Raw genomic sequence first — 8346 nt, 5'->3', positions numbered from 1 at the left:
AGAGTAGCCAAGTCGGGAAGGGATAAACGCTGAAGGCATCTAAGCGTGAAGCCCCCCTCAAGATGAGATATCCCATCGCAAGAGTAAGACCCCTTGAAGACGACGAGGTAGATAGGGCAGAGGTGGAAGCATGGCAACATGTGCAGCTGACTGTCACTAATAGGTCGAGGGCTTAACCAGGTTGGTTTAGGTAAGAGGAAAGAACGGATGAAAGATATATAACAATGTGTGGTTTTGAGGGTATATGCCTCAAGGATTGCTGAAAAGCAATATTCCTCGATAGCTCAGTCGGTAGAGCAAACGGCTGTTAACCGTTGGGTCGTAGGTTCAAGTCCTACTCGGGGAGTTCGTGATACTCAACAGAAGCTGTGGGGTCAACGAAATACAAGTAAGGCCCCATGGTCAAGCGGTTAAGACATCGCCCTTTCACGGCGGTAACACGAGTTCGAATCTCGTTGGGGTCATTAAAATAATACGGCGACATAGCCAAGCGGTAAGGCGTGGGTCTGCAACACCCTGATCACCAGTTCAAATCTGGTTGTCGCCTCTCTTATGAAAGCCTCAGAAACCTGATAAAAAAGGGTTTCTGGGGTTTTTACTTTGTGTTTGCTAATTGTTTCTCTATCCTTTCAGTAAAAATTCTAAAAAGCGTTTTTAAATGGTTTTTCTACAGAAGCCTTCTCTTATTCCCTCCCCTTCATTCAGGTTTTAAAATACATTCCATGGTAATTGTTCTATATCTTAAAAATATTTTTTTCCTAATCAACGGCTCCTCTTAAGTGCTGCAGCTTAATGATTTACTGATGACCATAAATTACTATCGCATCGCATTAAGATGGTCTTGATTTTAATAACTCATAATTCATTTTAATATTTATTATGATAATGACGATTGTGCATATCAGGAAGATCTTATTTAAAAATTTTACACTATTCAGTAGACGATTAATATGGCTTACATGAATTTAATTGCATCATTCATCATGTAGATATATAATAAATACAATATTTACTAGAAGGATATTATTTATAATACAGTGTATTAATGAATTTATGATTTAATTGATGACTAAATAGAACAAGCTTTTTTACCAATTCTTATTATAATAATAGAAGGGAGAATGTCTTATGTACTTATTAAACTCATTTACAGTAAAAAGCATGACTCAGCGTAATCGTATTGTCATGCCTCCGATGTGTATGTATAGTGCCGGTACTGATGGGATTGCTAATGAATTTCATTTTACGCATTATACTTCCCGTGCAGTTGGCGGTGTAGGGCTGATTATTATGGAAGCCACCGGTGTTCTACCGTGGGGGCGTATTTCAGACCATTGTTTGGGACTTTGGAATGATGAGCAGGCAGAGGCGCTTAAACCAATTGTTACCGCCTGCCAGAAACAGGGGGCCAAAGTTGCAATTCAGCTCAATCATGCGGGGCGCAAATGTGAAGCTCAGGAAAAGATAATCGAGGCCCCCAGCGCCATTCCATTTAGTCAGGAGTCCCCTATGCCCCGTGAGATGAAAGAAGAGGATATACGTGAAACAGTCAATGCATTTCGTAGCTCGGCTGAGCGGGCGGCCAAAATCGGTTTTGATGCAATTGAGATTCATGGTGCCCATGGATATCTGATCAGTGAATTCCTGTCGCCGTTGACCAATCATCGTACAGATAGTTATGGTGGATCAACAGAAAATCGATGCCGTATATTGATTGAAATACTAAAGGCAATTCATGAGGTCTGGCCAGCTGAAAAACCGGTGTTATTGCGTGTATCTGCTGAAGACTATGAGCCGAATGGTATGCACATGGAAGAGATGTCTAAAATTATTAAATTGGTGAAGCCTTATATTGATGTTCTGGATGTGAGTACAGGTGGAGTTGTGTCAACGCCGCCATCGAAGATCTATCCAGGCTATCAAGTAAAAATTGCTGAACAATTGAAACAGGCATGTGACCTGCCTGTGGTTACTGTTGGTCTGATTACGGATCCACATCAGGTGGAAGAAATTTTGGGTGAAGAACGGGCAGATTTGGTTGCTTTAGGCCGGGAACTTCTGCGTGATCCTTACTGGGTGCTGCATACAGCACGGAATATGGAAGTCGAATACCCATGGCCGGAGCAGTATAGGCGTGGTTTTCAGGCTCGAAAGTAAAGCATGAAGGATTCATGATTATGTGTGATAGATTCATTTACTTATGGGAAAAGTGCTACGTCCTTCATTTTTTCCACATAAGAAGATTAATGTCTACGGTGGAGTGTGATACCAAGCAAATACTCTAGCGGTACAATATAGTGTCTGTTTCTATGAAATAAAAAACAAAATTATAAAAAGTGAGGGCAATTATCCGAGGATTGCTCTCACTTATTTTTTGCAGTTTCTTGTTATAGCCTACTATTTGTAGGATATTTTTAGTATTTATAGGGGATAAATTATATCATATTTGATTTATATGTTATTGCATATCTGCATGCACTTTTCATATTCCTTCATAGATCAAATCGTTGCAATTATTTGTATGAGTGCTTGTTAATTTAAGTTAAAGTGGAGATCCTATAAAATTGGTAGATTAAACAGTGGCATGGTATTATACTAAAATGAAATAGTGAGAAAGTCATACAATTAGAATGTAGAATGAGGTGAATATGCTATGGATAAATATTCTAGGGAAGAGTTAACTGCGGCCCTTCGGGCGGTAAACTCCATAATTAACAAATGTGAAAAAGCACAGGAAAAGTTTCCTGAAGGCAACTCTCATCATACGCTTCTTAGTAATCGTTTAAAGGCAATGTATATATCTAAGTCTTTAATCGAAGAAGCGATTACAAAAAATATTTTGTAAAATTATAGTTAGAATAGTGGTAGTAATTTTGAAATACTGCCACTGTAAGATATTTTTGGTACTGTCAAAGAATTTACTTAAATATGATGTTATTTCTAAAGCTTTAAGAACTATAACCTTTTATAATCCCATCCATAAAGCTTGTATATTTAATACAATGTACATAGACTTACTATTTATATGGATTTATTACGTGATTTATGAGATAATATGGGTATAAATGGTAATTTACCTCACGCATCATGATTAATTCAGTATGTAGATAGTATAAAAAACAACAGTGAATATACTTTCTTATATAGAACATCTAAGCCTTTGCTGCTTAGCCAGCAAACAACTATGGTAAATTATTATTTATGCTATTTTGAATAATCAAATCTTAAAGTTAGCAAGGAGGAATTTTTTTGAAGAAAAATTTTACTATATTGTTATCCGTATTTCTTTTTGTAGCCTTTATATTAGTAGTATTCATATGGGGCGGTCCCATACTAATAAATGCTTATCTTTACAATAGCTACATTAGAAGCTGTACTTTAATATTAATTTTCGCTCTTACCATATATTTTAAGAGAATTAAATGGGAAAATAATATGGTTATTTTAATAGCCATATTTGCGGTGATTAGTATGTTGATTGATACTACTGGAAATCAGATACTAAATAAGCCTTTGGAACTTATGGTATCGCACTGGGGGCAGCTGGTAATCGATCGATCGGTAAATAACTATGCACCGGGAGAATTTGCAATTTCGGATTCCATCTCCATCTTGAAGCATTCTGGGGAAATGATAAAGCTCAGTGTCATATGGCTATATCTTTACCGGTTATTACAATACCTGGTTACTTACGTTGTTTTGGGGTCCTTCATTGGGTTATTTATAAAAAAAGCGCCTGAAATTGATTTTATACATAGTCAGACTGGGAGTGAAGAGCTTACCGATGAGATGAGGCAGAAGATTGCAGATGAGCTGAGACGCAGGCAGGAGATGTCTGACCATAAAGATGATCTTACGGAAGATCTGATAGCGAAAGTGCGAGAACTAAAAGATAGAGGTAAAGTGATAGAGGCCATTAAACTTGTTCGTGACTATACCGGAATGCCTTTGGGGGAAGCTAAAAAGTTTGTAGATGATCTGTAAAATTACATTTGGGAAACTAAATCATATTTGCTCTATCATTAGTTTGCTTATTGTTCCATTAGAATGCTTGATGTTTCACTAACATCTTTATTGTGACATAAACAATTTTTTTTAATAGGTGTATTTGCTACATTCAATAATAATTATGAAATAAATATGCAAAATACTACCTCGCATGACACAGCTTGATTAACAAATGCATAAATTAATATAAAAAAAGATCTCCTTCGACTTTAATTTCATAGGAGATCTTTTTAACTTTATATATATTTACTTCATAAATAATTATTTCTAATTTGAATTACATATTTGATTAACTTCATATCTGATTTACTTCTTATCTGTTTTCCCATCCACCCGCTTTAAAACAACTCGATTGGAATGGCCTATTATCATAGGTACCTTCTCAATATACACATCACTGGTATCAAGTCCAAACCAGTTGGTTGGGGAAGCGGTGAACTTCTGTATAAATAACTTGGTGTTGAACACGAAAGAGTCCCAGGCGGATAACGATGTTTCATGGGATAGGACTTCCTGAATGAATACAAAACGGAAATCTCCTAATTTACGGTTTGGAATAATGGAGTATGTGTTGGACTGTGGTTCTATTTCCTTATTCTTTACCAGTTCGGTGGATATCTGTCTTAAGAAGACATTTAAGTTTTGATCGATACGAAAGCCTAGCTTTAGCTGTATTTTGACAATGTGGTCTGTATTGAATTTATCTATGGTGTACTCGGCCTGATAGGGTTCGTCGGTTACGATTACGTCTACGAACCAGTAAACATCGGCTTTTTTTGGTCGCTTATCAAATAGGAAGTAAAGTATTTTACGTTCGATTTGTTTTGGATCGGGGCATTTGCTTAGGCATACCAGGTTGCTGGCATACTTGGGTACTTCCGGGTCATGGCGTAATTGAGACAGCTGGCTCAAGTATTTTTCAATGGGAACGTATTCCTGATAGCGCATTCTTATAATATGGGCTCTGTCCCAGAGATACATGACAAATAAAATGGTAGCAGCAATTATGATGGCTACAAAGCCACCATGGAAAAACTTAATGATGTTTGCAATGAAGAAGGATATTTCAAAACTCATAAAGAAGACAAGCATGATGGTTGCAAGTATAATGGGCGTTTTCTTCTTCAGCATGTAGTTATATAGTAAAATAGTTGTCATAAGCATGGTGACAGTGATGGCAAGGCCGTATGCTGATTCCATTTTTTCGGAGCTTTGAAAGTAGAGTACGATTCCGATACAGACGATCCATAAAATCCGGTTGATGGCCGGAATGTAGAGCTGGCCTTTTAACGGAGAGGGATATATGGTATGGAGTCTTGGGAATAAGTTCAGCTTGATGGCTTCCGATACAAGGGTAAAGGAGCCGGAAATTAAGGCCTGTGACGCTATGATGGCGGCCAGGGTGGATATTACGATTCCGTATATGAGCATGCTATTAGGAATCATTTGGTAAAAGGGATTGATGTCTTCTGTTAAGGCAAAGGCAGGGTTATTTTTCGCGGATAAAATCCATGCGCCCTGACCAAAATAGTTAAGCAGCAAACATACTTTTACAAATGGCCATGTAAAGTATATATTTTTACGGCCAACATGTCCTAAATCAGAGTAAAGGGCTTCGGCACCGGTGGAACACAAGAATATGCTGCCCAGAATAAAAAAGCCGAGCTTATTATCATCGCTAAAGAGAGTTTTGATGGCATAATGAGGGGATAATGCCCGCAGTAAAAATGGATTCTCTGCCAGGTTGATAATGCCAAAGAGGGCTAAGCTGCAGAACCATAAAAACATGATGGGACCAAACAGCCTTCCGATAAAATCAGTGCCAATATGTTGAATAAAAAACAGGAGGCAGATGATGAAAATAACTAGTATTACGATGTTTTTCTGGTCGTCGCCAAAAAGGTTGTGAAATACAGGCAGGAGTTTCAGTCCTTCAACCGCTGACGTTACAGTGACTGCCGGTGTCAGCATGCCATCGGCTAAGAGAGCGGAGCCTCCGATCATGGCCGGGAGGATCAACCACCTGGCGCGGCTTCTGACCAGTGTGAACAGGGAAAAGATGCCGCCTTCTCCATTGTTATCGGCTTTCAATGTAATAAATACATATTTTATGCTTGTTAAAATAGTAAGGGTCCAGAATACCAGGGATAAGGTTCCGAGAATAAAATCTTCTGAGACCGTTTGGATACCGCCGTTCCCGAATAGTACGGATTTCATTACGTAAAGCGGTGAGGTACCGATATCTCCATATACCACACCTAATGTTACCAGGATTCCTCCAAGTGTTAGTTTAGAAATACTTGATTTCTTTGATTGTAGTTCCATGTTATCCTCTTTGCTAAATGTATTTTGTAAAAAAGTCAAAAAAAAACCCTTGCTGTAAATAAACATTACAACAAAAGTCTTGTTACTTCGTTGCGATGCAGATTATAGTATGCCTGAAAAGCAATGAATATAATCGTAATGATGCAAACGCAAACACTTTTCAGTGTCAACTACTCCCTTTTGATATGGGTATTTTACATAAATGAAGCAGGGATGTCAATTAAATATTCCTTAAGATGAATGCGAAGTTTTAAAAAGGTACAGCAGGTATGAAATGATACCATATTAGGCTATCATAACACCAATATCATATATTTTGCAATCAATTCTTATTTCCTTTTAATATGACACATAGATACTGTTTCATTTTAGGAGGTATTTATGGCTCTTTGTTTTATTTGTTTTTGTAGAAAGCTACAAGAGGTGGTGGTAAAACCCTGGAGCTTGGAGTCTATTAGTTACCTGTTTTTTTGTGGAAGAAGTAGTTTCAAAGAAGTATGGAATGGTTTGTGCTTTCTTATAAAAAGGCTATAATAGATACAATATTGTATTCACTGATTTACGATGGAGGAAGTTTATATGTTTTATGAAGATAGAAAATTGGATTCTGAGGAGACTATTTTAAATGAAATTCGTATGATGAATTCCTTTGGATGCCGTACTACAGGTGCTTCAGGTCACAGGGAGTTTGTTGAGTGGCTGAAGCAGAAGCTGAATGATATGGGGCTTAATGTGCACCAGGATTTATATAAATTTGGCCGGTGGGAAGAAAGAAGGAGTGCGTTATACATTAACCAGGAAGAAATCCATGTTTCTTCTGCTTATCCGTATTCAGGTGAGACTGGAGACAATGGGGTAACTGGTAAGCTTATCTATGTTAAGAATGGAGATTATAAAAAAGCAAAAGGGAATATTGCGGTAGTTGAAATAAAAGCGTTTAAAAAACTACCTATAGGGCTTTTTATGAATAAAAGAAAAGCTTTTCCAGGAGACCATGGGATTGTTATGGGTGATGGAGATCTTGTGCTCACTTCTGTACTTCGAAACCCTGACTTGAAGAAAGCAAAGAAAATGGGTGTGAAAGCGGTGGTTTTAGTCTGGAAGGGAGTATCTGATCAGAAGGTGGAAGGCCAATATTTGCCATTTACAGACCATTACATGGGCATTCCTGCTCTGTGGGTGAATGAAACGGATGGGAAAAGAGTATTAGATGGGGCAAGGAGCCAGGAGCAGAGTACTTTGGTCCTGCTTGCGGACCGGGAGAAGGACGCATTGACAGAAAGCATTTATGTGACCATAGAAGGCAGGAACAAAGAGGAGACGATAATCATCAACAGCCATACCGACGGAGTTAACGTTGTAGAGGAAAATGGGGCCATTGGCATGTTGTCTATGATTCGTTATTTTCTGAGCTGCCGGCCGGAGCGTACTTTGGTATTTGCCTTTGTTACAGGTCATTTTCGGCTGCCTGTGTTTAAGGGAACTTCACAGGCTACTTCGACCTGGATGATGGGTCACAGGGAGCTTTGGGATGGGGAACCTGGGAATAAGAAAGCGGTGGCTGCAATCACGGTGGAGCATCTGGGGTCTATGGAGTGGAAGGATAATAGGAAAAGTGGTTATGAGGCTACAGGGAACATTCAGACAGAATATACCTATATGGGAAATGAGCAGATGGGGGATATTTGGAAGCTGGCAACGAAAGACAGAGTGCAGATACGTACCGTTGCTTTAAGGGGTCATAATAAACTTGAATTCGGCGAAAGTCAGCCTTTATTTGAAGCGGGCATACCGGTTCTTGGGTTAATACAGATGCCGGATTATCTTATGGTGAACAGCGTGGAGCGAGAAATGGATAAATTCAGCGTTAGTTTAATGAGGGAGCAGTTAGAATCGCTGATTAAGGCGGCTTTGATCATAGATGAAACGTCAGGGGAACAGCTGGGTAAATCCGATGGGTATTCATATTTTTTAGGGAGGACTCGGTAAGAGTCCTTTTGACCTCTCGTTATG

The 8346-nt window shown here is 38.6% G+C and carries 5 protein-coding genes, 3 tRNA genes and 1 rRNA gene; 8 read left to right on the top strand and 1 reads right to left on the bottom strand.

The window, feature by feature from the left end:
* The 7 genes from T546_RS0120050 to T546_RS0120020 form a co-directional block, all read left to right on the top strand.
* Positions 1 to 180: ribosomal RNA gene (locus tag T546_RS0120050) — 23S ribosomal RNA — on the top strand; the annotation flags it as partial.
* A gap of 93 nt (positions 181 to 273) precedes the next feature.
* Positions 274 to 346: transfer RNA gene (locus T546_RS0120045), tRNA-Asn, on the top strand.
* A 46-nt stretch (positions 347 to 392) separates the two neighbouring features.
* Positions 393 to 464 (top strand) — tRNA-Glu (locus tag T546_RS0120040).
* Positions 465 to 476: 12 nt separating this feature from the next.
* Positions 477 to 547, top strand: a tRNA-Cys gene (locus T546_RS0120035).
* Between the two features lie 581 nt (positions 548 to 1128).
* On the top strand, positions 1129 to 2157 hold the full coding sequence (gene namA / locus T546_RS0120030) for an NADPH dehydrogenase NamA (RefSeq protein WP_026893164.1): 1029 nt from the start codon (positions 1129 to 1131) through the stop codon (positions 2155 to 2157).
* A gap of 496 nt (positions 2158 to 2653) precedes the next feature.
* Entirely contained in the window at positions 2654 to 2845 is a 192-nt protein-coding gene (locus tag T546_RS0120025) for a hypothetical protein (RefSeq protein WP_026893163.1), read from the top strand.
* A gap of 404 nt (positions 2846 to 3249) precedes the next feature.
* Complete coding sequence (locus T546_RS0120020; protein ID WP_026893162.1) at positions 3250 to 3984, top strand: hypothetical protein; 735 nt, start codon at positions 3250 to 3252, stop codon at positions 3982 to 3984.
* Positions 3985 to 4314: 330 nt separating this feature from the next.
* Here the strand turns inward: T546_RS0120020 and T546_RS0120015 are convergent, their stop codons facing one another.
* Positions 4315 to 6333 carry a KUP/HAK/KT family potassium transporter gene (locus tag T546_RS0120015; RefSeq protein ID WP_026893161.1) on the bottom strand — a complete coding sequence of 673 codons (2019 nt, stop codon included), beginning with the start codon at positions 6331 to 6333 and terminating at the stop codon, positions 4315 to 4317.
* A 579-nt stretch (positions 6334 to 6912) separates the two neighbouring features.
* Between T546_RS0120015 and T546_RS24085 the strand changes: the two genes are divergently transcribed.
* On the top strand, positions 6913 to 8322 hold the full coding sequence (locus tag T546_RS24085) for a zinc-binding metallopeptidase family protein (RefSeq protein ID WP_051629993.1): 1410 nt from the start codon (positions 6913 to 6915) through the stop codon (positions 8320 to 8322).
* Positions 8323 to 8346: the final 24 nt, after the last annotated feature.

It is taken from the genome of [Clostridium] aerotolerans DSM 5434, assembly GCF_000687555.1.
Classification (GTDB): Bacteria; Bacillota; Clostridia; order Lachnospirales; family Lachnospiraceae; genus Lacrimispora; species Lacrimispora aerotolerans.
This window is presented reverse-complemented; position numbering and strand designations above follow the sequence as displayed.

Coding starts and splice junctions, on each gene's coding strand:
- namA (WP_026893164.1), top strand. CDS start 1,129: ATGTACTTATTAAACTCATTTACAGTAAAAAGCATGACTCAGCGTAAT.
- T546_RS0120025 (WP_026893163.1), top strand. CDS start 2,654: ATGGATAAATATTCTAGGGAAGAGTTAACTGCGGCCCTTCGGGCGGTA.
- T546_RS0120015 (WP_026893161.1), bottom strand. CDS start 6,333: ATGGAACTACAATCAAAGAAATCAAGTATTTCTAAACTAACACTTGGA.
- T546_RS24085 (WP_051629993.1), top strand. CDS start 6,913: ATGTTTTATGAAGATAGAAAATTGGATTCTGAGGAGACTATTTTAAAT.